The organism is Paenibacillus xanthanilyticus (assembly GCF_042682185.1).
Classification (GTDB): Bacteria; Bacillota; Bacilli; order Paenibacillales; family Paenibacillaceae; genus Paenibacillus_Z; species Paenibacillus_Z xanthanilyticus.
This window is the reverse complement of the sequence record NZ_JBHUHA010000002.1, coordinates 871,014-894,945: the sequence shown is the minus strand read 5'-3', so window position 1 is coordinate 894,945 and position 23,932 is coordinate 871,014. Positions and strand designations below refer to the sequence as shown.

The following is a 23,932-nucleotide window of genomic DNA, read 5'->3' as shown; positions in this document are numbered from 1 at the left end:
GTTAAATGGCGCGGGGCTTACGAGCATGGATAATAAATGAGCGATGAGTCGGAGGACATTGAACATGGGAAGAAACTGCGCGCGATGCGTTCTGTGATCGATCCGGACAGCCTGCAGGCTTGCTTGCAAGCGGACTATGACGTGGGAAATTGGCAAGACTGCATATTGTGGCTGCGCGGACTGAACGATACGTACCGGGTCCGGACGCAGCGCGGGATGTATATGCTGCGGCTGTATCGGCCTGAAGTCGGCGAAGCCGACGTTCGGTATGAGATGGAACTGTTGAATGGTTTGACCCAAGAGCTGGCTGGAGGCGACACGCGGGTGGCTGCGCCGGCCGCAAGACGCGATGGGAACTTCTATGCGGTGCTCGAGGCGCCGGAGGGTCAAAGAATTGCCGTGCTGTTCCCGTTCGTGGACGGAACCGAGAATGCGCTGGCCGACGAAGCCGCATGTTATGCCTTCGGTCGTTCGGCCGGCGAGCTTCATGCGGCGATGGACCGCGTTCGTGTCTCGCAGGATGCATCGAAAAGACCGCTCGATGTTCGTTTCCTCGTGGAAGAGTCTCTGGAGCGAACGTTGAGCTATATCGGTACGCGCCATGCCGCTGCGCCGTTTTTGCGGGCATATGCCGAAACGCTCGTCTCGCGCATCGAAGCGGCGGTGAAGGAGGGCTTGGATTTCGGCCTCTGCCACGGGGACATGCATGGCAACAACAACGCGTTCGAGTCGGACGGCTGCTATACGCACTATGATTTCGAATGGGCGGCGCCCGGCTGGCGAGCGTACGACTTGGCGCATGTGCGCGTGAGGAAGCGGCAATCGGCGGAGACGAAGGACCTGCTGTGGGCGCAGATCTTAGGGGGCTACCGTTCGACGCGAGCTTTCAGCAAGCGGGATGAGGAAGCGGTCGAGTTGTTCGTCTTGGCGAGGCGGTTCTGGGTTATGGGCTTAGATGTGATGTTCATTCCGTCCGATATGGGCGCGCTCGATTATAGTGACGAATGGCTGGACGGTTTTGTGAAGGAGTTCAAGGAGGCAGGACTGGTCCCGGAGGCGGTGCTGTAGGTCTGTGCGCGGCCGTGTCCTTTCGCGCGCCGCTTGCCTGAACAAGACAAGAAAGAAGGATGAACGGTGAAGAAATCGGCCGGCATCGCCATCTGGCGGCTCCTATGGCTGCCTTGCGCCGCGGCGTTGCTGCTGTGGGTGCTGTTGTTTGCCGCGTATTATGGACATGTTGCCTATCAAAAAGCGCAAGCGGTGCGGCACACGACTGTCTTTCTGCAGGAACTTCAGCAAGCAGAATTTCACCAGGCGGCTAAACATTATGGCGAACCCTTGGATGGGGAAGGTTTGAGACTTCTCCACGAGCGAGAGGCTTTCAAGTTAGCGGATTACGATCACGTCCGGGCGGAATTCGACGATGGCTGCGTCTGTGTAGTCCATGCGGAGCTTACGTTCGAGACCAAGGCGAAGATGGTGGAGACGGACGCGATCATTACGCTTCGAAAAGGAAGAAAACCCGGACAAGTGTGTGCGATCACACCATCCGCGTTGAAGCGAGGCGAGATTCCAGAGCTTGATGCGTGGAATCGGATCGTTTGCGGGCATGACGGTTTTTAGTCGATCACGCAGAGCAGTGCCATCATAAAAACAACCCGGAGGACGCGGCCCTTCGGGTTGTTTCGCCCGCTATTCGCCCGGCTTCCGCGCGGCGACGAGCAGAAACATCGGCCGGCGGAATTCGTCCTTCCACGCGGCCAGCAGCTCCGGCGTTGGCGGCAGCTCCGACAGCTTCGTGATCGCGAAGCCTGCCGAGAGCAGCGCGTTCAGCTGCGTGGACACGGTGCGGTGGTATTTGACGACGTCGTTGTCCAGGAAACGCGCTTGGCGCGCGCCTTCTTCGTGATAATCATCCAGCGGCCAATGGAGCCGCTCGCCATCCGGCCCGTAATGCCAGTCCTGCGCCGCGCGGGCGGTGAAGACCGGATGCTCGACGGAGAAGACGAAGGCGCCGCCAGGCGCGAGATACCGATAGACGCGGCGGCATATGTCCGCGAAATCCGCGATGTAATGGAAGGCGAGCGAGCTCAGGACGACGTCGAACTCGCCGTCGGCAAAATCGATGTCCTCCATCGCGAGCTGCCGGTATTCGATGTCCGGATCATGCGTCATCGCTCGGGCACGGTCCAGCATGTTGGCGGACAGATCGACGCCGACGACCGAGCGCGCGCCGTGCTCTCGCGCGTACCGGCAGTGCCAGCCGAACCCGCATCCGAGATCCAGCACCCGTTTGCCCGCCAGTACAGGGAGCATTGCGCGGAACTCGTTCCACTCGCCCGCCGCATCCAACCCGCCGACCGAACGGGGCATTTGACTGTAGTTGGCGAAGAAGCCGTCTTCGTCGTATTTGTTCTGTTTCATCGATAAGCTAGCCTCCTTCTCCATTTTCGTCTCACTCCTTCAAAAACCGCTGGCGGTACTGCCGCGGCGACAACCCCTCGTACTTCGTGAATCGCGACGTAAAATACGCCGCTTGGTGAAAGCCGACTTCCTCTGCGATCCGCGCGATCGTAAAATCCGTGCGCAGCAGCAGCAGCTTCGCCTGCTCGATCCGGTAGCGGAGCAAGTATTCGATCGGCGAGCAGCCGAACTCGGCCTGCATGCAGCGGGCGATATAGATCGGATGGAAGCGCAGCTGCTCACCGAGCTGTTCGGCTTTGATGTCCTCCTTGTAATGCCGGCGCAGGTACATGGCGGCTTGCTGCGCGCAGGCGGCGCGCGGCGAACTGGCTTGTTTGCGGATGGTGGCGGCAAGCTGCTGGAGCACCTGCTGGAACAACGCGTCGAGCTGCCAGCGGGTAATGCCGAGATAGGACGTCTCGTTCAGCGCAATCAGCCGGTCCAGCAGCTCATACATATTGCTCGCCTGCGGAAGCGCGGCGTATTGCGGCAGCTGGAGCCGGTACGGCGTCGGGTCGAACGCGTGCAGCATGCGCGGCGCGCCTTCCTCCGGGGTCGCTGCCAGCGCATCGATACGTTCATCATCCTCGGCGCTCCATTCCCCCGCAGTTTGAAAATGAATCCAGTAATGCTCGGTCCGCTCCCGGCAATCCTCGTAGCCATAATGGTAGGCATCGGGACGCAAGAGGAGCGCGCTGCCCGGCGTCAAAGCAAACCGGCGTTCGTCCTCGCCGACGAACAAGCAGCCCTTGCGGACGATCAGCAGATCGAACACGCCGATGCCTTGCCGGCTCAAGTGCCGGTCGCCCGGCGCGAAGTCGGACAGCCCGCCGAGTATGTAGAACGGCAGCGGCGGGGCGCGAAAGGTCAGTACATTGGTCACGCTATCATTTCCACCTCTTTTGCGTTCAGGTTGGGATCGTGAAAGTTTCCGTTCAAATCCTGATACATGAGCTTCAGTATACCACGTATAATGTGTACAGAATAGTTCGCTCATGTTCATCATCACGGGAAAGACACGAAGAGGTTGGAGGTTGGAATGATGAAGGGAATCGATCGGAAATTTACGCTGTGGGCGCTGGCGTGGCCGATTTTTATTGAAGTGTTTTTGCAGACGCTGCTCGGGACGGTGGATACGCTGATGGTCAGCGAAGTATCCGACGACGCGGTGGCGGTCGTTGGTTTCTCGAATCAGTTATTTAACGCGCTCATGACGCTGTTCATTACGGTCGCCAGCGGGGCGGGCATCTTGATCGCCCAGCGAATCGGCGCCAAGCGGGAGGAGGATGCCCGCACGATCGCGATCATGTCGGTCACGGTCAGCGGCGCGATTGGCCTTGCGATCAGCATTGTGCTGTACCTGTGGCCGCAAGCGATCGCACGCGTGCTGCAGATGCCGGAGAATCTGATGCCGCTGGCGGACACGTATATCTCCATCGCGGGCGGCGGTATGGTATTGACCGCGATCATGGCCGCCTTCAGCACGGCGATCCGCAATACCGGCAATACGAAAGGGCCGATGTACGTCATTATCGGCGTCAATATCGTGCATGTCGTCATGAACTACGGGTTCATCTATGGCGAGCTCGGCTTCCCGCAGTGGGGACTCACGGGCGTCGCGGTGTCCACGTTGGCCAGCCGCGTTATCGCGTCGGCGGTGCTGCTCGTCATGTTCCTGTACGCATTCGGACGCAAAATCATGCTGCCCGAGTTTCTCCGCTTCGACCGGAAGCTGTTCGGCGAGGTCATGCGCATCGGCTGGCCGCTCGGCGTGAATATGTCCTGCTGGGTGTTCACGCAGCTGCTCATTTACACGTTCATCGCGATGCTCGGCGCGGCGGAGCTGGCGGCGCGCACGTATATGAATACGCTCGAATCCTTCTGTTTCATGCTGGGCTATTCGTTCGCGCTCGCGCTGCAAATTCAAGTGGCGCATCTGTTCGGCGCATCCCGGACGAGAGACGCTTACCAGGCGACGTTCCGCGCGATGTGGATCGGCCTCGCGGTCGTCACCGTCAACTCGCTGGTCATCTACTTGATGGGCAGCTGGCTGCTCGGACAATTCACCGACGATGCCGAGATCGTCGCGATCGGCGTCACGCTGCTCGGGATGAACCTGCTGCTGCAGCCGGGCAAAATGATCAATATGGCGCTCGGCAATGCGCTGAACGCGGTCGGCGATACCCGTTTCGTCATGTACATCTCGATCGGTTCGATGTGGGCCATCGCGGCCGGATGCTCGTACGTCACGGGCATTTCGCTCGGCTGGGGGCTTGTCGGCATCTATGGCTGCATGATTACGGATGAGTATTTGCGCGGATTTCTCTCTTGGCGCCGCTGGCGCAGCCGGACATGGATGACGCGGCAGTCGCACGCTCCAGCGGATGGCGGAGCGGCGGCGAACGGCGCTGTGCAAGCCTAGCCGAAGTTTGGAAAACCTCTTGCTCGATACGCACCGATTGACGGGGCGGATCGTACCGCAAGAGGTTTTCCGCGTTTAGGCGTAAATTGGCGTCCCTATGGAACGCATCGCGCGCAGGACCGATCGGCGTGAACGTGGTACAAGCCTGCGGCTTACGGGGTAATAGTCAGGTACAGGTTCAACGGAAAGCAAAAGGAGGCGTAACGATGGATACGATCAAAATCGGCATTATCGGCGGGGGCTTCATCGGTCCGGCCCATATCGAAGCGGTGCGAAGACTGGGGTTCGTCGAGGTGAAGGGACTCGCGGGATCCAGCGAAGAACGCGCGGAGCAGAAGGCGGCCGAGCTCGGCATTCCCGATTACTACGGCGATTACAGAGAGCTGCTGCGCGACCCTGAGATCGTCGCGGTCCATAACTGCACGCCGAACGATCTCCATTTCGAAATTAACCGGGCGATCATGCTCGCCGGCAAGCACGTCCTATCCGAGAAGCCGCTCGCGCTGAACAGCCGGGAATCCGGCGAGCTGCTGCGGCTCGCGCGGTCGAACGGCGTCGTGCACGGCGTTAACTTCAACTACCGGCAGTTCCCGATCCTGCAGCAGCTGTCGGCCATGATCGAGCGCGGCGAGCTGGGGGATATTCATCTCATCCAGGGCAGCTATTTGCAGGATTGGCTGCTCTACGATACCGATTACAGCTGGCGGCTGGACCCGAAGATCGGCGGCGCGACGCGGGCGGTGGCGGACATTGGTTCGCACTGGTGCGACACGGTGCAATTTGTGAGCGGCAAACGGATCAGCGAGGTCTGCGCCGATTTCTCGACCGTGATCCCGGTTCGCCGCAAGACGCAGCAGCGGATAACGACGTTCGAGACCGCCGCGGCGGAGGTCGCCGCTGGTTCCGAAACGGAAGTGTACGAGAATTATGAGGTGGAGACAGAGGATACGGCGTCCGTCCTTATCCGCTTCGAAGACGGAAGCAAGGGCAGCTTCACGGTGTCCCAGGTGAGCGCCGGGCGCAAAAACCGGCTCAGCTTCGAGCTCAGCGGCAGCCGCCAGTCCGCCTTCTGGAATCAGGAGGAGCCGCAGCAATTGTGGATCGGCCACCGGGACAAGCCGAACGAGGTGCTGCTGGCGGACCCGTCGCTGTTTGCGGAGGAGGCGCGCGGATCTACCCACCTTCCCGGGGGACATAACGAAGGCTGGCCGGACGCGCTCAAGAACAACATGCTGCAGTTTTACACCTTCATCCGGGAAGGGCGCGATCCGGCGTCGGAGGCGATGCCGTTCGCCACGTTCGAGGACGGGCACCGGTCGATGCTTATCGTCGACGCGATACTTACGAGCCACCGGGAAGGAAGATGGGTGAAGGTGTCCGAGATGCGCGAAGTATAGAGGGCCCGCAAAGTTACAGCTGATTGACGTAAAAAAGAGCCGCCCGAATTGATTTCGGGCGGCTTGTTTGACCCCACCGACTAAAAAACAACCCCGGATTCTCGTCAGCGGAGTTTCCGGGGTTGTTCTTAAATAGGCGGATGTCGACATTTAAGCCCCTCAAATTGAGGCGGTACTGTGCGGCTATTCGGTTGGCGTGCTGCGTTCCATTACCTTGAACGCAAACCAATCCGTCGATGAATGCAGCGTTCCATTACCTTGAACGCAAACCAATCCGTCGATGAATGCTGCGTTCCTTTACCTTGAACGCAAACCAATCCGTCGATGAATGCTGCGTTCCTTACCTTGAACGCAAACCAATCATCGGGTTTAATCTTTATTTTAATCTCGCCTTTGCGTGTCAACGAGGCGGTTTAGTTTATTTTTCCTCTTGGGCGGCGGTGCCGGGTGACTTCTTTGTCTCTGTTGTATAGTCCGCTAAGCACGCCTGGCATATGCATCGCTGTCCGCGAAGTTCAGCCGGAATGCGCTGCAGCAGTTCTTTCGGGAAATGCTCGGCGAAGCACCAGCAGGACGGCTGCGCCCGATTCGCTTCGTACCCGCAGTCGCTATCGCGGCCGCATAAAGGGCAATTCATTGTGCTCAGCTCCTAGGAGCCGACTCGATCTACCGCATCCTCGCCTTAAGGTTCATCAAGGGCATCGGGCGTCGTATCATTGAAATCCTCGCCCGGGTAGCCGCGGTTCAAGCCGTTGTGCAGCTCGCGGTTCTCGTAATCGAACCGGTTGGCCGGACGCTGGTCCACGCGCCAAGGCTTGCTCTTGCCCAGCTGCTCCGACACCATCGAAGAACCGTAAGGTCCTTCCGGGAACTCTTCGAACGTCAAGTCATTGCGCTGGGACTCCACCGTGGATAGATCGGTATACGGCCGGCGGTCTTCTTCTAAAAATCGGCTCACGCGCATCACTCCTGTGTACGGTAGTGGCATTACCGTAACAGTTTGCCCGCCGTCAGTCGGTAAAATTCACCGTGCCGACGATCAAATAAAGAAATTGGCTTAGCTCGGCCGCTTCTTCTTCACTGAGCTTGAATGTGTACTCCAGGTACCCTTCCTCCTCCAGATCATCCGGGCCGATTATAGCGGTTTTGCCGCTCTGCAGATCGGTCACGAGCTTCTTGCCGTAGAACCGGTTGGTCGTCGTCACAGCCAGATCGAACCGCTTAAGGCTTGGGGTAATAAAAGTCGTGAACCGCGTCGATGTTTCTTCCGTCATGTCGGACATAAAATCATAATCGGGCAGCATGAATGAGTCCTCCTCCGTATTGGTCTTTCGTTTCCTGACTATATGCCAAGTATCATAGCATTCGCCCATTAAAGCGGCAATAAGGAGCGGGACTTAAGGCTGTGTTCCCCTTGTCAGTCTTTGTCAGCCTATGCTATGATGAACCCAATCAAAGACTGCACGCGGGGAAGCACCTCTCTTTGTCCGATAACCGGACATGGGAGGTGCTTTTTGCGTTGTCCGCAATCTCTCCGCGCGCAGAGCTTGAGGCCGAATATACTTGTGGAGGTTGTCTAGTATGCAGGTAGTGTTTATGAACACGTTCGAGAGAACGTCGGAGCTCGCACAGGCGGAGCAAGCCCAGTTATCGATTTGCGAGCAGCAGGGAAGCTGGTCGGTGCTATGGTCCGGGAGCGGGTCTGAAGGAGAGGGTCAAACGATATGGTTCGAAGGAAGCTCGTGGGAGGAGATGCTCGCCTCTTTCCGGCACGGCGTCGCCGTGAAAATGGGAGAAGGCTTCGTGCCGGTCATCGATGGCATGCTTGAAGAGCGCAAACCGCTTGCCGCGGCGTCCAGCGTATATGCGATGCTGCAATGCTACGGCGAGACAAATGCCAATGCGGCGCTATTCGATGCGCTCCGCGACTGGCGCCGGGCGAAGGCGGCGGCCGAGAGGAGATCCGCCTATATGGTCGCGAATAATCGCATGCTGCTCATGATTAGCGCTTACGTGCCCTTGCTGCCCGAGGAGCTCGTACAGATTCCGGGCTGGGGCGATTCGAAGCTGGCAGCGTATGGCGAGGATATCCTGAAGATTACGGCGGCCTTCGAACAGCCTCAGCCGTTCCCGCTCGACTGGGTGAGCGAAGCGCTCGATCCGAAGCTGTTCACGTCGTGGATTTATAAGCAAAAGGAGAATAAATATAAAGCGGTGCTCGATCGTCAAACCGATAAAAAACGTTTGCTTGCTGCCATTGCGGAAGGCAAATCGATCGCGCAAATGCAGGCGGAGCTGGAGATGCCGCGACGCGATCTTATGGAGAAAATCGAGCGGCTGGAGCTGGAGGGCTACGACCTGGAGCCGTTCATCGCGCGCGAGCTCGCGGATATGCCGAGCGTCGAGCAGGAGCAGGTGTGGGAAGCGATGACGATCATCGGAGACCGGTACTTGAAGCCGGTGCTGCATCAGGTTTACGGCGAGGATCTGCCGTCCGGACAGCCGGTCGACATGCTCTATGACCGGCTTCGTCTCATTCGTCTGCGCTTCCGGAGACACGATAAAGCGGCTGCCGTATAAAACCGGAAATGGGCAGGATGAACTAGGCAATTGGTGGAAACAGCCCAATCCGAGCGTGTGCGTATAAACAAACGTATTTCCTTTTCCGATATATCCAATATATCACGAACATAGTTCGACAAAATCAGGGTTGTTCCGAGTTTCCTGAAAAAGGCATAGTATACTTGACCTAAGTTATCTAGTATAATACGAGATAGCTAGGTAGATGGGGAACTCGAAACGAGTCGAAAAAGGAGCGTTTCCTCGAGATGAAGGCTGAGTATATTAATCCATTCCTGGAGTCTGCTAAAATAGTCATCGAACAGGTGGCTCAAGTGCGGCCGTCGACAGGAACATTAGGCGTTAAAGACGTGAAGTTCGTCGAGAACTATATTTGGATCCAAATCGGTCTGAACGGCCAACTGAACGGCGATATCGTACTAGGTTTGAGCGAAGAGGTTGCCATCAAGATGGTCTCGGCCATGATGGGTGGTTTCGCGATTTCCGAAATGGACGAAATGGGTAAGAGCGCGATTTCCGAGTTGGGCAACATGATCAGCGGCAACGCGAGCACCATGCTGTTCAATCAAGGCGTCCGCGTGGACATCACCCCGCCTAAAGTGCTTCATTCCGCCCAGTCTGCCGGCTTCGAAACAAAGAAAGCATTGACGATTCCGTTGATTATGGATGGCATCGGCGAATTGGATATTCAAGTTCTTATCGCATCTTAATCGAGTTGCAACACCATTCGCTCCCGCAAGGGAGCTTTTTTACATAGTATTAACTTTTACGCTTAGACAGCTGAATGCTGCATTCCCAATCTCCCGATTGGGAACGCAAACCAATCAGCTTCTCTTTCGCATTGCCCCCCGCTCTGTTAAAGTAGAGCAAGAGCGGCCATAATTGGAATGAAAGATGGAATGCGCGTGAAACAGCTGAGTCAGTTGCGGAATCGAATTGTCGTCATTACCGGCGCGACCAGCGGCATTGGCGCGGTAACGGCCGTGAAGCTCGCCGAAGCGGGCGCCGTGCCGATTATTACCGGACGCAGCGCAAGCAAGCTTGCGGCGATGCGCGGCAGCGTGCCCGGCCAGTGCGGGTTTTACGAGCTGGACGTGACGGATACCGCCGACGTCCAGCGGGTCGTCGACCGGATCGCGACGGATTTCGGTCGAATCGACGTATTGGTCAACAATGCGGGCTTCGGGCTATTCGAGCGCTTTGAAGACGCGCCGCTCGAACATTTTGCCAAGATGATGGATACGAACTACATGGGCACCGTCCGCTGCACGAAAGCGGTGCTTCCTTATATGAAGAGCCAAGGCAATGGGCATATCGTAAACATCGCCTCAATGGCGGGCAAGCTGAGCACGGCCAAGGCCTCGGGGTACGCGGCGACCAAGCATGCGGTGCTCGGGCTAACGAATGCGCTGCGAGCAGAGCTGGCCCCGGACGGCATCGCGGTATCGGCCGTCAATCCCGGTCCGATCGACACGCCGTTCCTCGAGACGGCCGACCCGGGTGGCGGATATGCGGCGAGCGTCAAGGGTTATTTGCTTAAACCGTCGCAAGTCGCGGACGCGGTCGTACGCGTCATCGCGAAGCGCACGCCGGAGGTCGATCTGCCGCTGTCCGCGGGCATTGGCATCCGTCTATACGGACTAGCCCCCCGATTCGCCGACAAGACATTCGGCAAATTACTGAACCGCAAATAGAGCGAAAGCTAAAGGAGCAAGACAAGAAATGAATGTATTATGGGAAACGATGGGCGTAAAGGCCGAATTGGCCGCCAAATTGAGAGATAACGGCATCGATCAGCCGACGCCGGTGCAATCGGCGGCAATCCCCGAACTGCTTGCCGGGCATGACGTAACCGCGAGGTCGCAGACTGGAACAGGCAAGACGCTGGCATTTATCCTGCCCGCGCTTCAGCGGATCGAAGCGGACAATGACGCGCTTCAAGCGATGGTGCTGGCGCCGACGCAGGAGCTCGCGATGCAGATTTACCGGGTTGCAGAGCTGTACGGCGAAGAGCTGTCCCTCCGCGTCCAGCAGCTGATCGGCGGCGCGTCGATGCAGCGGCAGGTCGAGAAGCTGAGGCAGAAGCCTCATCTCGTCGTTGGGACGCCGGGCCGCATCCATGAGCTCGTGCAGGCGGGCAAGCTGAAGCTGCATCAGATCAAGCTGCTCGTCATCGACGAGGCGGACCAAGTGTTCGATCTCGGTTCGACGAAAGAAGTAGACACGCTGCTGACCCGGATGGACAGGCAGCGCCAGCTTGCCTTCTTCTCCGCCACGCGCCCGCAGACGATGGAAGCGTTCGAGCAGAAGTGGATGCGGGAGCCGAAGACGATCGACGTGACGACCGATCAGAAGCTGCCGAATCAGGTGGAGCATTATTATATCGTGTGCGACAAGCGCGACAAGACGGATACGGCCAGACGGCTTATCCGCATGTTGAATCCGCGTTCGGCGCTCCTTTTTATTAACGATACCGACGAGATCGCCAACTATGAAGCTAAATTAAGTTATGAAGGGTTTGCCGTCGAGACGCTGTACGGCGATGCAGACAAACAACGCCGCGCCGCTACTCTTGCCCGGTTCCGGGATGGTCGCTGCCAATTGCTGGTCGCCACGGACGTGGCCGCGCGCGGCCTTGATATCGCCGGCTTGCCGCTCGTTGTCCAGCTCGACCCGGCGACCGACGCGGAGCATTACGTGCATCGGGCCGGGCGAACCGGCCGAATGGGACGCGAGGGCACGGTCGTCACGATCATTACGCCCCAGCAGCGGTTCATCATGAGCAAATTCGCCAAGCAGCTGGGGATCGTGCTGGAAGAGAAGCAGATGTATCGCGGCCGGTTATGGGATGCCGACGAACAGCCATCATCCTACCAAAGCGGCCCGCAGCGCGAGGGAAGGGGACGCGACGGCGCTTGGCGGTCCGGCGCCGATGCAAGCGGAAGCCGCGCGCCGGGTGGCAAGCAGGCTGCAACCGGTCAGCCTCGTCCGGGCGCCGGCCTCGGACGGGAGACGAACGGGCCTAGTTTGCCGGATCGCGGCGAGCGCCGCTCCGCCGGCGAACGTCCGGTCTCGGACAATCGCTCGGACGCTGTCCGCTATTCGCGCACGGAAGAGGGCGTAATTCGCAAGAAGAGCGAACCGGCTTCCGCCTCGCCGAAATCCGCGCCGTCGACCAAGCCGGCCCAGAAAGCAGTCCGTGAGCGCGACCGCAAAGACAAAGGCGCGCCGAAATGGCTGAAGGCCAAACGGGATTCTCAATAGAGCAAGACAACCGGTCCGTTGATTTCTTTTGGCCGCGGACGGGAGGGTATGCGCTTCATGGACCCACTCTCCGGCCGAGAGCGCCGGACCGGTCTACATAGAGAATACGAGTGATGATGTCGCATTTAAGGCGTTTCGGGAGGAGAAACGGTACATGCAGCCCTACTATTTGTTTTGCCTTCCCCATGCGGGCGGATCGGCGATGATCTATGCCCGCTGGCTCGAGACCGTGGACCCGGCGATCAAGCTGGTCCCTCTCGAGCTGCCGGGAAGAGGCACGCGGTTCAAGGATCGTCCTTACCCGTCGATCGGCCCGCTCGTGGAGGAGCTGCACCGCAAGGTGAGCGCGTTCGTCGCGAGCGGCGCCGATTATGCCTTGTTCGGCCATAGCATGGGAGCGCTCTTGGCTTATGAGCTTGCGCGCAGGATTGCAGCCGGCGGAGAACCAAAGCCGCGCCATCTGATCGTCTCGGGCTTGAAGGCGCCGCAGCTGATCAACCGGGCATGGGAGCCGCTTAGCCACTTGCCGGACGACGAGTTGAAGGCGCGGTTAGCCCAAATGGGCGGAACACCTCAAGCGGTGCTGGATAACGAGGAGCTCATGGAGCTGTTTCTGCCCGTGATCCGAGCCGATTTTCGGCTGCTGGACGAATATGTGCATGAACCGCAGGTGAAGCTCGCGGTGCCGGTGACCGTGCTCACGGGGAATCAAGACCGGATGACGGAAGCGGAGATGCAGGCTTGGCAGGAACTGGCGAGCGGGCGGTTCGAGCTGCATACGTTTCCGGGCGGGCATTTCTATCTCGCCGATCAGACTCGCGAAGTCTCGGAGTGCGTTAGCGAAGCGCTGCTGGGCGGCCGCCTGCAGCAGTGGATGTGGCGTTGATCGGGACGAGGAACAGCAATGATATGGTTGCAAGGGGAGCCTTTCATGAGGAGGTAAGGCCATGAAGCCGCGAATTACGGTCGTTACGTTAGGCGTGGATGACTTGGAGCGATCGCTCGCCTTCTACCGGGATGGTCTCGGTTTTGCGACTGAGGGCATTGTCGGCCAGGAATTCGAGCATGGCGCGGTCGTCTTTATCGACCTGCTGGGCGGATTGAAGCTTGCACTGTGGGAGCGGCGGAACATCGCCCATGACGCGAAGGTCGCATTATCGCCGCCGAGTCCGACGGAGATGACGATCGGGCACAACGTGGGCAGCAAGGCCGCGGTCGACGAGATTATGGCGCTGGCCGGACGATCCGGCGCAGTTATCGCGGTCCCGCCGCACGATACGTTTTGGGGCGGGTACTCGGGGTATTTTCAAGACCCGGACGGTCACCTATGGGAAGTGGTATGGAACCCGCAGTGGGAGTTGGACTAGGGTAAGGGGACAGGTCGTGTGATAGAGAGACAGTGCGGAATTTCGCCTGTCTCTCTTTTGCGTGCCCGATAGGATGAGGCCTTGCGAGGAGGAGGCGCCTAGCACGCGTTCAAAAAAGTTTTCGACCCCACCCCCACAAACCGAAAAGGCCCGGCCGAATAGTATGGGCGAAAGCAAATCGCGGCACGGACCGCAGCTAAATGGGAGAGTGGCAATTGATGAACAAGGCAATGTTGAAAAAGACGGCAGTGGCATCGATGGCGGTACTGACGCTGGCAGGCGGCGCGACGAGCGCGTTCGCGGACGGCAAAGGCAAAGGGAACGACCGCAAGGACGATGACCGCAAATCCGGCTACAGCCAGAAAAAAGAAGAGTACAACATTAACGTCAATTTCAAAGATGAGAAGGAATTGAAATGGGCGCTTGAATATATCGTTCGCCTGGCATCGAAAGGCGTCTTCACCGGTTACGAGGACGGCACGTTCAAGCCGAACAAAGTCATCACGCGCATCGAGGCGATCACGGCGGCCGTTCGGTTGATGGGCCTGAAGGAGCAGGCGGAATCCGCCGAAGAGATGGCGACCGTCTTGAACTTCAAGGACGCGTCCGAACTGAAGAAGAAATATCCGTGGGCGGTCGGCTACGTCGCCGTCGCGCTTGAGAAAGATCTGTTCAACGAGACGGACACGAGCATCCAAGCCGAGAAGCCGGCAACTCGCCTGTTCGCGGCAACGCTGCTCATCAAGGCATTGGGTCTCGACGCCGAAGCCAAAGCAAAGGTCAACACGTCGCTGAACTTCCGCGACGCGAAGAACATTCCTGCGGCGTCGGTCGGCTACGTGGCGCTCGCGGTGGAGAAAGGGCTTATCACCGGCTACAACGACAACACGTTCCGTCCGAACCAGCCGGTTACCCGCGCAGAGCTTGCAGCGCTGCTCGATCGCACCGACGAGCAAATGCCGGATGACGACCAAGACGCGCAGGCGATCAGCGGCAAGCTGAAAGCGGCTGCGGCCGACGGCAAGATCACGATCGTCAAGTCGGACAACACGGAGACGACGGTTTCGCTGGCATCCCATGTATTCGTTTTCCGCAACAACGTGAAGGCGAGCGTGACATCCCTCGTCGCCGGCGACGAGATCGTGGTGCGCACGTTCGGCGGCAGCGCGGTGTTCATCGAAGTGACGAAACCGGCTGAGAGCACGGTTGCCGACGCTTCCTATGCAGGCAAGCTGAAGGCCGGCGTATCGAACAATTCGATCACCCTGGTGAAAGCCGATAATTCGGAGGTTGTTATTCCGCTGTCTTCGGGCGCGTACATCTTCCGTAACAATGTGAAAGTAGCGGCATCCGCGCTCGTGGCGGGCGACGAAATCGTCGTGCAAGTGTCCGGCGGCAAAGCCGTATTCATCGAAGTGACGAAGACGGCGGTACAGACGCCGGCCGACCAAACGTACAACGGCACGCTGAAAGCGGCGGTGTCGGGCGATTCCCTGACGCTCGTAAAAGCCGACAAATCCGAAATCGCGATTCCGATCGACTCGAACGCGTACATTTTCCGCAATAACGTGAAGGTCGCGGCGTCCGCGCTCGTGGCCGGTGATCAAATCACGGTCAGCGTGGCGAATGGCAAAGCGGTATTCATCGAAGTGACGAAGACGTTCGAGCAGCAGCCGGTGGAAGCAACGTATACGGGCAAGCTGAAGGCGGCCGTCTCGAATAACACGATTACGGTCATCAAAGCAGACAACACGGAAGTCGCAATCCCGCTTTCCTCGAATGCGTACATCTTCCGCAATGACGTGAAGGTGGCGGCATCCGCGCTCGTGGCCGGCGACGAGCTGCTCGTTCGCACGTACCAAGGCAAAGCCGTCTTCGTGGAAGTAACGAAGAACTACGTACCGCAAGTCGTGACGCAAACAGGCAAGCTGAACAGCGTATCCCTCGGCGCGGACGGCAAGATCAACATGATCTCCATCACGCAGGAAATCGCAGGCGGCACGCAGGCGCTCGTCCTGAATGTAGCTTCCAACGTGACGATCGTCGGCGATTCCGCCAAGCTCGTGGCTGGCGCGACGGTCGAGCTGAAAGTGACGAACAACGCGGTTACGTCCATTGAAGTGAAGGCATAATCGACTCCTCTTCCTAAAGAGATCAACATGAACCCCCGTCTATCGGCGGCGCTCCCCTGCGCATTGCCTTTGGACGGGGGTTTTGTGTCGAAAGGGGCGAAAATAGCCGCGCTGCTGCGTTGTCCGGTCGTACTCGCACGAAACTCCCCTCGTCGCGACGAACGATAGAGTGCCGTTTCGCCTTGCGCGGCTAATTTCGGTATAATGTGGACAGTGAGGTGAGCTGGATGAATCCGGTATTGGAAGTCCGCCAGTTGACTGGCGGCTATAGTCCGCGCAAGCCCGTGCTGCACGATCTCTCGTTCCAGGTGGAGCCGGGCGAGATGATCGGCCTGATCGGCTTGAACGGCGCGGGCAAAAGCACGGCGATCAAACATATTCTCGGTCTGATGCATCCCCATAAAGGCGACGTGCGCATTCAAGGGAAGACGCTTGCGGACAACCCGGAGCAGTACCGCTCGGCGCTGGCCTATGTGCCGGAGACGCCGCTCCTGTTCGACGAGCTGACGGTGGAAGAGCATCTTCGGCTGACGGGCATGGCGTACGGCGTGGAGGAGCGGGATTACGAGGCGCTGTCCGCCTCGCTGCTCGGCGAATTCCATATGAAGCCGAAGACGAAGGCGTTCGCGGCCCATCTCTCGAAGGGGATGCGGCAGAAGGTGATGATCATGAACGCGCTCCTCGCGCGGCCGCCGCTGTACATCATCGACGAGCCGTTCCTCGGACTGGATCCGCTCGGCATCCGGTCGCTGCTGGATAAGCTGGTCGAGGTGAAGCGGGAAGGCGCGGCCATTTTCATGAGTTCGCATATTCTGTCGACCGTAGAATCGTACTGCGATCGTTTCATCGTGCTGCATCACGGGCGCATGATCGCCTACGGCACGCTTTCCGAAGTATGCGAGACGGCGGGCATGCGGAGCGGGGAACGGTCGCTGGAGGAAGCGTTCTACCGGCTGACGATGGCGCCAGGAGGCCCGGATGGGACGCATATCGATTGAAGCGATTTGGGCACAACGGTCGTCGGCGTTCTGGCGAAGCTCGATGCCATATATCATCGATATGGCCAGAAGCGGCGTGCCGTTCGTGACGGCGATGGTGCTGCTGACGGCGCTGGCCTGGTATACGTCGCTGCTGCGGGCGATGCCGCCCGATTTTCCGTTCACGCTGGTCGGCATGGCGGCGCTCACGCCCGTTATCGCCTATAGTCCGCTGCGGACGTGGCTAAGAGAGGCGGATATCGTGTTCCTGCTGCCGCGCGAGGGCGAGATGCGCCGATACATAAGTCGTTCGATTCGGTATAACGGCCTTCCGGGTCTGGTCGCCGCGCTGATCGTCTGCCTAATCTATCTGCCGATCTTTACGCGCGGTCCAGGGGAGATGCCGCCGATGCTGCTGCTCGCCGTCGTGATCGCGATGAAAGGTCTCAGCATCGCGGCCGCGTGGCAGGAGCGAAGGCTGGTGTGGCGGAACAGCAGAAGGCTCATGCGAGTCGCCAGATGGATCGTGACGGCCATGTGTACCGCTGCATTCGTGCAGAGCGACCCGTTAGTCGCGGTCGTCATCGCGGCGGGGGGCATACTGCTGCTTGCACTGCTGTACAGGAGCTTGCCCAAATACCGCATGCCCTGGCAGACGCTGATCGCCGAGGAGAAACGCACGCAGCGTCGGTATACCGTGTTCTTCAGCGCGTTCGCCGACGTGCCGGCGGAGACGGCGCAAGTGGCGCGACGCGGGTATCTCAGCTGGCTCGGGCGGCGCATTCGATATTCGAGCGCACATGCCTTCGCCTACCTTTACGCGCATACGCTTATGCGCACGGAGCTTGGCGGCATTGCGATCCGGCTGACGCTGCTCGGGATGCTCTCGGGTTGGCTTGCGGCGGACGCAGGGTTATGGAACGGTTGGGGAGCGACTGGCGTGTACGTGTTGTTCGTCTGGCTCGTCGGCTTGCAGCTGTCGGCGCTCACGCAATCGCATCGGCATTCCGTCTGGCGCCATGTGTACCCGCTGCCGGAGTCACAGCGGGTAGCGGCTGTCGTCCGCGTTGACCGGTTCGCATTCTTGATTGCCGCCGCGCTGCTCTTCGTGCCGTATGCGATCGGGCTGCCCGCGCGCGGACAGACGGCGCAAGCGCTGGTGGCACTTGCGGTAGGGCTGGCCTTTATTTTGCTCGTTCGGCCGTCGCGAATCAGGCGCAAAATGAAAACCGATTGGGAAGAAGAAGACTAGAGGACAAGGGGAGACAACAATATGGCAGATCCACGCGTAGGCGAGCTGGCGAAGGTGCTGGTAGGCCATTCGATTCAAGTAAAAGCGGGTGAACGCGTCCTCATCATCGGGGAAGCGGAGACCGCGCCGCTCATTCGGGCCGTGTACAAAGAAGTGCTGCGGGCGGGCGGACATCCCGTTACGCAGGTGACGCTGCCGGAGATCGAGCGCATATTCATCCAAGAGGGCACGGATGAGCAGCTGGACGATATTCAGGTCATGAAATGGCTGTACGAGCAGTCGGACGCGGTCATCCGCATTCTGGGCGAAGCCAACAACAAGGAGCTGACGAACGTCGACCCGCTGCGTATTCAACGCCGGCGGAAGGCGACCGCGGAGCTGTCTCAGTACTTGATGAAGGGCGGCGCCCGGTGGGTGCTCACGATGTTCCCGACCCAAGCGCAGGCGATGGACGCGGGCATGTCGCTGGAGGAATACGAAGATTTCGTGTACAGCGCGGTAAATGTGGATTACGAGGCCATGCTGCAATCGATGCTGGCTGCTTCCGAGAAGTTCAACGCGGCGTCCAAGTTGCGGATCGTCGCGAAGGAGACCGATCTGACGGTCGATATCGCAGGGCGCAAGGCAGTCATGTGCGCGGGCTACCGCAACGTGCCGGACGGCGAATTCTACTTCTCGCCGAACCATCTGCTCACCGAAGGTCATATTTATTACGAATGGCCGACCATCTTCAACGGTCAAGAGATCGCCGGCATCCGGCTGCGCTTCGAACAGGGGCGCGTTGTGGAATGCTCCGCCGAGAAGGGCGAGGCGGCGCTGATCGCCGCGCTGGACACAGACGCGGGCGCCCGTTTCCTCGGGGAGCTCGGCATTGGCTGCAACTTCGGCATCGAACGGCCGACCAAGGAGATTCTGTTCGACGAGAAGATCGGCGGATCGGTCCATCTGGCGCTCGGGCGCGCGTATGAGGCGGGCGGCCCGGGGAACGAATCGCTCATTCATTGGGATATGATCAAAAGCTTGAAGGACGGCGGCGAGATCTATCTCGACGGCGAATTGGTGCAGAAGAACGGCAAATGGCTGTTCTAAGATGATTGACGAGCAGGCTCTTCATCACGGAAGATCGTTTCCGGATGAGAGCCTTTTTTTTGCTGTGTGCGAGATAGGATAAATCTAGGGTACTCTATTAAAATTTGACAAAAGAAGTGAGAGTGGTAAAATCTAGAAGATTAAAATAATAGGAGGTAACGAATGAAAGTTTCCAAATGGTCCCTGCCGACAGTCTTGTCGCTGTCGCTGCTCGTTACGGGCTGCGCGGGCGGGAATGACTCCGCCTTCTCGATGGACGAGGAGGAAGCGGGGACGCTGAAGGTGATGGCGCATGACGAATCGTGGTTTTTCCAGCAATACGGCAATTTGTTCAATACGAAGTTTCCAAACGTGGAGATTGAAGTGTTAAGCATGCGTTCGATCTACGGCGAAGGCGTGACGGATCACGAGAAGGCGTTCGCGGATTTCATCGAGAAGGAGCAGCCGGACGTCCTCATGCTCAGCATGGACCAATATGTGAAGTTCGCCGAGGCAAACAAACTCATCGAGCTGGATGCGATGCTCGAGGAAGAAGATTTCAAGAGCGCCGATCTGCTGCCCTTCGCGGTGGAGAGGATGAAGGAAAAGGGCGGCGGCAAGCTGTACGGATTGTCTCCCTTCTTCTACAGTCAAGCGCTATTTTACAATAAGGACTTATTCGATAAGTATGGCGTCCCGCTGCCGGACAAGAGCTTGAGCTGGCAGGAAGTCTTCGAGCTGGCGAAGCGGTTCCCGACGGGCGGCGATCAGAAGGAGCGCGTGTACGGGTTCTCCTATGGGTATGGGAACTTGACGAACATGGGCATGCTGATCGGCAATACGGAAGGGCTCCGCTACATCGATCCCGCCGCGACGAAAATCTCCATCAACACGGAGGGCTGGAAGCGTGTGTACGAGACGACCTTGGCCGCCGTCAAATCCGGCGCGATCTATTCGCCGGAGATGGTAAGCAATACGTCCGGATCCGGGAGCTATGAGGATTACATGGAACGGGACAAGTTCCTGTCCGGCAAAGCCGCGATGACCATGAACGGCTCCTATTACATGGACGAGCTTAGCCGCGCAGGCGATTTCAACAAAGACTACAAGCCGTTCACGTGGGGGTTGCTGACGGAGCCGATCGATCCGGCCAATCCGGGCACAGGCACGACGCTCGATCTGTCAGAGATCTATGCGATCAACGCCAAGGCGGCGAATCCGAAGGCGGCTTGGCAGCTCGTGAAGTATATTAACGGCGATCAGGCGGCGAAGCTGCTATCGCGGACGCAGAGCGGCAGTTTGCTGACGCGCACGCAGTATAACAAGAACAAGGTGAAGGGCGACGTGAACCTGGAGCCGTTCTATGCGCTGAAGCCTCGAGAATCGAATGACTTTAACACGAATATTCCGGGCGAGTTCTATACACCGTTCTTCGATAACGCGGAGAAAGAGCTGAAGGCGGTGCAAGCAGGCAGCCAAAGCTTGGATGAAGCGCTGCAGGCGATCGAGACGAAGGGGCAGCAGGAGCTGGATAAGGCGCGCAAAGCCCAGGAAGCCGAGAAGGCGAAGAAAGCTGCCGAAAGCGGCGGCGATAAGGCGGAGCCCTCCGGTGGCGACGCGGAAAGCGTGCAGGATGCAGAGACGACGGAGAGTGCATCAACTGCTACCGTGGCGGAGCCAACCACGTAACCGCTTGCGTACTTTCATAACGTAAAAAAGCCGCTGTCCGGGTGAACCGGATAGCGGCTTTGTTCGTTGGGGTTATTTGCTCGCGACCGTCACGTCTTGCACGGCCTTGTAGATCGTATCGTACAGCTCCTCGAGGTACGGCTCCTCAATGCAGGAGAACGCAACGCGCAGATCGGTCTCGCCCAGCGCGATCGTGCCGATGCCGTATTCGTCGAGCAGGCGCTGACGGACAGTCTCGGCGGTGACGCCTTTCAGCTTCAAGCACATGAAGTAGCCGGAGTTGAACGGGTAGTAGCCCCATACGTCGCCGTAGCGTCCGCTGTCGAGCAGTTCTTTGACGCGGTTGGCGCGGCCTTTCATAATGTTGAACTTCTCGGCCTTCTGCGCTTCGAATTCCGGCGATTGCAGCGCGTGAAGGACGAACGTTTGGGATGGATGCGCGCCGCTGGAGATGGTCGCGCGGATAATGCCCAGCGTCTTTTGCTCGAGCGCTGCAAGCAGCGACTCCGATGCGCTGGCGAACGTGATGAAGCCGACGCGGAAGCCCCAGACGTACTCTTCCTTGGTTGCGCCGTCGACCTTGATCGCCAGCACGCGCTCATGAAGGTCGGCCAGCTTGCCGAACAGCGACTCTTGCAGCGAATTCTCGAAGAAGAGGCCGAAGTACGCGTCGTCCGTCACGACGACGACGTTCACGCCGGCTTCGGCGGCGTCGCGGATCGCGGCGACGATCTCTTCGCCTTCCTTCGCGTTCGGCGTATAGCCGGTCGGATTGTTCGGGAAGTTGAGGACGACGATCGCTTTGCCCTTGCCCTTCTGCGCCAGCAGCGCTTCGCGAAGACCGGCGCTATTGAAGCGCTCCTCTTCGTTATAGAGCGGGTATTCGACGATCTCGGCGCCGCGGCGGACGCCGAAGGTCAGCTCGTAGTTCTCCCAGTTCTTGTTCGGGATAACGACGGCATCGCCGGCATCCGCGAACAGGTCGGCCACGATGCTCAGGCCGTGCGTGAGCGCGTTCGTGACGACCGGGTTGCCGAAGCTTTTGCCCGCGAGCGAAGGATTCTCCTTGATCATCTTCTCGCGCCATGCGGCGCGCAGCTCGGGCTTGCCCGCAGGAGGCGCATATTCGTAAATGTCCTTCGGATTGTACGCGGACAACGTATCTTGAATGACCTTCAGGTGCATCGGTTGACCGCCTTCAGTTGCGATGCCGATCGTGGCGTTGAACTTCTTCGCTTTCGATTTCGCTTCCGCGGATTGGCTTAAGATGCCGACTTTCGGGAAATAAATCGCTTTGCCAAGGGACGACAGCATCGCGTAAATGTGCGGATTTTCACGTTCGATCGTCGCGTTCAACTGCTGGGCAAGTGGGTTCATTGCACTCATTCCATCCTTCCACAAATTGGTTCGTAGGTTTGGGTTTACATGTTGAAAACTGTTTAGGTGATATTATATCACTATTTCAAGGCGGAAGCGCGTTAAAGAAGGGTGAAAATTGATAAATATTTAACATTTAAAAGCATTTTCGTATTTAATGTTCGCTTTGCGGACTATTTCGAGAAAATGCTGCGTCGGAAGCATAAGCTTAGCAATTCATGGAATGTTCGCTTTACGAACATAAACGAAAAATTGCTGGCTTCGGAAGCAACCGCTTTGCATTTTCGTATTTAATGTTCGCTTTGCGGACTATTTCGAGAAAATGCTGCGTCGGAAGCATAAGCTTAGCCGCCCCAATCCTTCAACGCTCCCTTCGGCCTGCGACGCCGATCTCTTGCGAATCGCGGCGGCCCGGTGTAGAATGACATCGACTAACATGTACCGGACGGATGGGAGGAATTTTCGCGGTGCTTCATCTTCCGCCATCAAGCTATATCTTAAAATCCGCCTTTGCTAAAATCGTATGCGAGCCCGGCTGGAAATGGCAAAAACGCGAAAAGCCGATGGCGAATTACGACCTGTTCTACGTCTGGAGCGGGGAAGGCGAAGTCATTCTCAACGATGAACCGTTCCAGGTCGGAAAGGGCAGCTGTTTCCTCTTTCGACCCGGCGACCATACAAGCGCGACGCATAATCCCCAAAAACCGCTCATTTTGACCTATATTCACTTCGACGTGAGCGAACCGGCGGCGCTCGTGCCGGAGCCGTACCGCGTCTTAACCGAGACGGTCGATTTCGAGCATTTGCTCTCGCGCTACGTCCGCTTGTTCCTCGTGAACACGTACGCGGCCGAGGAGGAAGCAAAGCTCATCCTGAAGCAGCTGATGATCCTGCTCCTCCGCGACGATATTATGGGCACCGGACCGGTGGAACGCAAAGCGAGCAACCAACTAACGGAGGCGATCCACGAGATCGCGAACTTCATCCGTCAGCATCCCGGCGCGGCGCATCGGGTGGAGGATCTGGCCCTTCGCGCGCAGCTATCGCCGCGGTACTTCTCGATTAAATTCAAGGAGATCGTCGGCGTCTCGGTGCAGACGTACATGATCCGCACGCGGATCGAACGCGCGCAGCATCTGCTCATGCACGCGGGGATGAACGTAACCGAGGTGGCGGATGCGCTCGGGTATCGGGATATTTTCTTCTTTAGCCGCCAATTCAAGCAATATACCGGCAAAAGCCCGTCCGAGGTCAGATAAGACCTTGGCGGGCTTTTCGTCGTCGATCGATCGTGCCTCAATCGAGCGGCTGCTTATGGGCCGGGCAGTAGCGGCGCATGAGCTCCACCGTCTCCGCGTCATAGTCGCTTCCGCGTTCGAGAAGTCCGCCCTCCACGGCCTGGCGCGGCTTCTCCTTCAAGTTCTGGCCGAACTTGAATTTGCCGATGACGCGAACCGGGTCAATCCGAACGACCGCAACGCCCTTCAGGCGCGGCGCGTAGTCCGGATCGTCGGCGTCGATCGTCTTGTAGCCCCCTTCGGGCTGCAGCTTGCGCATGAGCGCCTCGAGCGCGAGCGCCTTCTCGCGCGGATCGTCCACGATGACGGCCTCGCCGTCGATGCGGACGGATTTGAAGTAACTCGTCGCCGGACAGGCCATCAGCGGATCGGAGAAATAGGATGGAATAATCGCATATTCCTTGGCGATGGCGAAGGTCACCTTCGATCCGGCGCGCAGCGCCGTCATTTTCTCGCCGATCCGGCTGCCGTGAAAATACAGCTTGCCGCCGGTATAAGTATAATTTAGCGGCGTGACGATCGGTGCGCCATCCTCGTCCACCAGGCCGAGAAACCCGAAGCTCATCTCCTCGAGAAACGCCGTGATGTCTTCCTCTTGTTCGTTTTGCATCTGGAATTCTTGTCTTCGCATGGCCCCGCCATCCTC

General features: G+C 58.5%; 23 protein-coding genes. 16 read left to right on the top strand and 7 right to left on the bottom strand.

Features of this window, described 5'->3' with window-relative positions; all coding sequences use genetic code 11:
- Nucleotides 1-36: 36 nt before the first annotated feature.
- Nucleotides 37-1,068, top strand: a complete 1,032-nt coding sequence (locus ACFSKT_RS20995) for a phosphotransferase (RefSeq protein WP_377718265.1) — start codon at nt 37-39, stop codon at nt 1,066-1,068.
- Between the two features lie 66 nt (nt 1,069-1,134).
- Nucleotides 1,135-1,623 carry a hypothetical protein gene (locus ACFSKT_RS20990; RefSeq protein WP_377718266.1) on the top strand — a complete coding sequence of 163 codons (489 nt, stop codon included), beginning with the start codon at nt 1,135-1,137 and terminating at the stop codon, nt 1,621-1,623.
- 69 nt (nt 1,624-1,692) lie between these two features.
- Here ACFSKT_RS20990 and ACFSKT_RS20985 read toward each other — a convergent pair whose 3' ends face one another.
- Both ACFSKT_RS20985 and ACFSKT_RS20980 read right to left on the bottom strand, forming a co-directional pair.
- Nucleotides 1,693-2,424: a class I SAM-dependent methyltransferase gene (locus ACFSKT_RS20985; protein ID WP_377718267.1), complete on the bottom strand. Its 732-nt coding sequence runs from the start codon at nt 2,422-2,424 to the stop codon at nt 1,693-1,695.
- A 31-nt stretch (nt 2,425-2,455) separates the two neighbouring features.
- Complete coding sequence (locus ACFSKT_RS20980; RefSeq protein WP_377718268.1) at nt 2,456-3,346, bottom strand: helix-turn-helix transcriptional regulator; 891 nt, start codon at nt 3,344-3,346, stop codon at nt 2,456-2,458.
- A 159-nt stretch (nt 3,347-3,505) separates the two neighbouring features.
- Between ACFSKT_RS20980 and ACFSKT_RS20975 the strand changes: the two genes are divergently transcribed.
- On the top strand, nt 3,506-4,885 hold the full coding sequence (locus ACFSKT_RS20975; protein WP_377718755.1) for an MATE family efflux transporter: 1,380 nt from the start codon (nt 3,506-3,508) through the stop codon (nt 4,883-4,885).
- Between the two features lie 206 nt (nt 4,886-5,091).
- A complete protein-coding gene (locus ACFSKT_RS20970) occupies nt 5,092-6,282 on the top strand; it encodes a Gfo/Idh/MocA family protein (protein WP_377718269.1) in 1,191 nt (396 codons plus the stop codon).
- A gap of 418 nt (nt 6,283-6,700) precedes the next feature.
- Here ACFSKT_RS20970 and ACFSKT_RS20965 read toward each other — a convergent pair whose 3' ends face one another.
- The 3 genes from ACFSKT_RS20965 to ACFSKT_RS20955 are packed head-to-tail and all read right to left on the bottom strand — an operon-like array spanning nt 6,701 to nt 7,586.
- A complete protein-coding gene (locus ACFSKT_RS20965) occupies nt 6,701-6,919 on the bottom strand; it encodes a cysteine-rich CWC family protein (RefSeq protein WP_377718270.1) in 219 nt (72 codons plus the stop codon).
- 45 nt (nt 6,920-6,964) lie between these two features.
- On the bottom strand, nt 6,965-7,246 hold the full coding sequence (locus ACFSKT_RS20960) for a hypothetical protein (RefSeq protein ID WP_377776339.1): 282 nt from the start codon (nt 7,244-7,246) through the stop codon (nt 6,965-6,967).
- 46 nt (nt 7,247-7,292) lie between these two features.
- Entirely contained in the window at nt 7,293-7,586 is a 294-nt protein-coding gene (locus tag ACFSKT_RS20955; protein ID WP_377718272.1) for a DUF3055 domain-containing protein, read from the bottom strand.
- Nucleotides 7,587-7,863: 277 nt separating this feature from the next.
- Here ACFSKT_RS20955 and ACFSKT_RS20950 point away from each other — a divergent pair, with 277 nt between their 5' ends.
- From ACFSKT_RS20950 to ACFSKT_RS20900, 11 genes are all read left to right on the top strand, one after another.
- Nucleotides 7,864-8,862 carry an HRDC domain-containing protein gene (locus ACFSKT_RS20950; protein WP_377718273.1) on the top strand — a complete coding sequence of 333 codons (999 nt, stop codon included), beginning with the start codon at nt 7,864-7,866 and terminating at the stop codon, nt 8,860-8,862.
- Between the two features lie 248 nt (nt 8,863-9,110).
- On the top strand, nt 9,111-9,572 hold the full coding sequence (locus tag ACFSKT_RS20945) for a chemotaxis protein CheX (protein WP_377718274.1): 462 nt from the start codon (nt 9,111-9,113) through the stop codon (nt 9,570-9,572).
- 177 nt (nt 9,573-9,749) lie between these two features.
- Complete coding sequence (locus tag ACFSKT_RS20940) at nt 9,750-10,556, top strand: SDR family NAD(P)-dependent oxidoreductase (RefSeq protein ID WP_377718275.1); 807 nt, start codon at nt 9,750-9,752, stop codon at nt 10,554-10,556.
- Nucleotides 10,557-10,584: 28 nt separating this feature from the next.
- The gene (locus ACFSKT_RS20935) at nt 10,585-12,126 is read left to right on the top strand and encodes a DEAD/DEAH box helicase (RefSeq protein WP_377718276.1); all 1,542 of its coding nucleotides are present in this window, start codon (nt 10,585-10,587) and stop codon (nt 12,124-12,126) included.
- A gap of 154 nt (nt 12,127-12,280) precedes the next feature.
- Nucleotides 12,281-13,012: a thioesterase II family protein gene (locus tag ACFSKT_RS20930; RefSeq protein ID WP_377718277.1), complete on the top strand. Its 732-nt coding sequence runs from the start codon at nt 12,281-12,283 to the stop codon at nt 13,010-13,012.
- A gap of 61 nt (nt 13,013-13,073) precedes the next feature.
- Nucleotides 13,074-13,493, top strand: a complete 420-nt coding sequence (locus tag ACFSKT_RS20925; protein ID WP_377718278.1) for a VOC family protein — start codon at nt 13,074-13,076, stop codon at nt 13,491-13,493.
- A gap of 218 nt (nt 13,494-13,711) precedes the next feature.
- Complete coding sequence (locus tag ACFSKT_RS20920; RefSeq protein ID WP_377718279.1) at nt 13,712-15,625, top strand: S-layer homology domain-containing protein; 1,914 nt, start codon at nt 13,712-13,714, stop codon at nt 15,623-15,625.
- Nucleotides 15,626-15,852: 227 nt separating this feature from the next.
- Entirely contained in the window at nt 15,853-16,623 is a 771-nt protein-coding gene (locus tag ACFSKT_RS20915) for an ABC transporter ATP-binding protein (protein WP_377718280.1), read from the top strand.
- Entirely contained in the window at nt 16,604-17,854 is a 1,251-nt protein-coding gene (locus tag ACFSKT_RS20910) for an ABC transporter permease (protein WP_377718281.1), read from the top strand. The genes ACFSKT_RS20915 and ACFSKT_RS20910 overlap by 20 nt, the downstream gene beginning before the upstream one ends.
- Before the next feature lie 21 nt (nt 17,855-17,875).
- Nucleotides 17,876-18,943: an aminopeptidase gene (locus ACFSKT_RS20905; RefSeq protein WP_377718282.1), complete on the top strand. Its 1,068-nt coding sequence runs from the start codon at nt 17,876-17,878 to the stop codon at nt 18,941-18,943.
- A 162-nt stretch (nt 18,944-19,105) separates the two neighbouring features.
- Complete coding sequence (locus tag ACFSKT_RS20900) at nt 19,106-20,611, top strand: ABC transporter substrate-binding protein (RefSeq protein ID WP_377718283.1); 1,506 nt, start codon at nt 19,106-19,108, stop codon at nt 20,609-20,611.
- A 72-nt stretch (nt 20,612-20,683) separates the two neighbouring features.
- Here ACFSKT_RS20900 and ACFSKT_RS20895 read toward each other — a convergent pair whose 3' ends face one another.
- Nucleotides 20,684-21,988: an aminotransferase class I/II-fold pyridoxal phosphate-dependent enzyme gene (locus ACFSKT_RS20895; RefSeq protein WP_377718284.1), complete on the bottom strand. Its 1,305-nt coding sequence runs from the start codon at nt 21,986-21,988 to the stop codon at nt 20,684-20,686.
- A gap of 467 nt (nt 21,989-22,455) precedes the next feature.
- On the opposite strand from ACFSKT_RS20895, the gene ACFSKT_RS20890 reads away from it, so the two are divergent.
- The gene (locus ACFSKT_RS20890; protein ID WP_377718285.1) at nt 22,456-23,247 is read left to right on the top strand and encodes an AraC family transcriptional regulator; all 792 of its coding nucleotides are present in this window, start codon (nt 22,456-22,458) and stop codon (nt 23,245-23,247) included.
- A 37-nt stretch (nt 23,248-23,284) separates the two neighbouring features.
- Here ACFSKT_RS20890 and ACFSKT_RS20885 read toward each other — a convergent pair whose 3' ends face one another.
- The gene (locus tag ACFSKT_RS20885; protein WP_377718286.1) at nt 23,285-23,917 is read right to left on the bottom strand and encodes a pyridoxamine 5'-phosphate oxidase family protein; all 633 of its coding nucleotides are present in this window, start codon (nt 23,915-23,917) and stop codon (nt 23,285-23,287) included.
- Nucleotides 23,918-23,932 lie beyond the last annotated feature (15 nt).

What these genes read in the sequence shown, in the direction of transcription:
- ACFSKT_RS20950 (WP_377718273.1), top strand. Translation starts at nt 7,864, where the DNA reads ATGCAGGTAGTGTTTATGAACACGTTCGAGAGAACGTCGGAGCTCGCA.
- ACFSKT_RS20895 (WP_377718284.1), bottom strand. Translation starts at nt 21,988, where the DNA reads ATGAACCCACTTGCCCAGCAGTTGAACGCGACGATCGAACGTGAAAAT.
- ACFSKT_RS20955 (WP_377718272.1), bottom strand. Translation starts at nt 7,586, where the DNA reads ATGCTGCCCGATTATGATTTTATGTCCGACATGACGGAAGAAACATCG.
- ACFSKT_RS20930 (WP_377718277.1), top strand. Translation starts at nt 12,281, where the DNA reads ATGCAGCCCTACTATTTGTTTTGCCTTCCCCATGCGGGCGGATCGGCG.
- ACFSKT_RS20965 (WP_377718270.1), bottom strand. Translation starts at nt 6,919, where the DNA reads ATGAATTGCCCTTTATGCGGCCGCGATAGCGACTGCGGGTACGAAGCG.
- ACFSKT_RS20970 (WP_377718269.1), top strand. Translation starts at nt 5,092, where the DNA reads ATGGATACGATCAAAATCGGCATTATCGGCGGGGGCTTCATCGGTCCG.
- ACFSKT_RS20905 (WP_377718282.1), top strand. Translation starts at nt 17,876, where the DNA reads ATGGCAGATCCACGCGTAGGCGAGCTGGCGAAGGTGCTGGTAGGCCAT.
- ACFSKT_RS20975 (WP_377718755.1), top strand. Translation starts at nt 3,506, where the DNA reads ATGAAGGGAATCGATCGGAAATTTACGCTGTGGGCGCTGGCGTGGCCG.
- ACFSKT_RS20945 (WP_377718274.1), top strand. Translation starts at nt 9,111, where the DNA reads ATGAAGGCTGAGTATATTAATCCATTCCTGGAGTCTGCTAAAATAGTC.
- ACFSKT_RS20960 (WP_377776339.1), bottom strand. Translation starts at nt 7,246, where the DNA reads ATGCGCGTGAGCCGATTTTTAGAAGAAGACCGCCGGCCGTATACCGAT.
- ACFSKT_RS20985 (WP_377718267.1), bottom strand. Translation starts at nt 2,424, where the DNA reads ATGAAACAGAACAAATACGACGAAGACGGCTTCTTCGCCAACTACAGT.
- ACFSKT_RS20915 (WP_377718280.1), top strand. Translation starts at nt 15,853, where the DNA reads ATGAATCCGGTATTGGAAGTCCGCCAGTTGACTGGCGGCTATAGTCCG.
- ACFSKT_RS20925 (WP_377718278.1), top strand. Translation starts at nt 13,074, where the DNA reads ATGAAGCCGCGAATTACGGTCGTTACGTTAGGCGTGGATGACTTGGAG.
- ACFSKT_RS20940 (WP_377718275.1), top strand. Translation starts at nt 9,750, where the DNA reads ATGAAAGATGGAATGCGCGTGAAACAGCTGAGTCAGTTGCGGAATCGA.
- ACFSKT_RS20900 (WP_377718283.1), top strand. Translation starts at nt 19,106, where the DNA reads ATGAAAGTTTCCAAATGGTCCCTGCCGACAGTCTTGTCGCTGTCGCTG.
- ACFSKT_RS20920 (WP_377718279.1), top strand. Translation starts at nt 13,712, where the DNA reads ATGAACAAGGCAATGTTGAAAAAGACGGCAGTGGCATCGATGGCGGTA.
- ACFSKT_RS20885 (WP_377718286.1), bottom strand. Translation starts at nt 23,917, where the DNA reads ATGCGAAGACAAGAATTCCAGATGCAAAACGAACAAGAGGAAGACATC.
- ACFSKT_RS20935 (WP_377718276.1), top strand. Translation starts at nt 10,585, where the DNA reads ATGAATGTATTATGGGAAACGATGGGCGTAAAGGCCGAATTGGCCGCC.
- ACFSKT_RS20995 (WP_377718265.1), top strand. Translation starts at nt 37, where the DNA reads ATGAGCGATGAGTCGGAGGACATTGAACATGGGAAGAAACTGCGCGCG.
- ACFSKT_RS20910 (WP_377718281.1), top strand. Translation starts at nt 16,604, where the DNA reads ATGGGACGCATATCGATTGAAGCGATTTGGGCACAACGGTCGTCGGCG.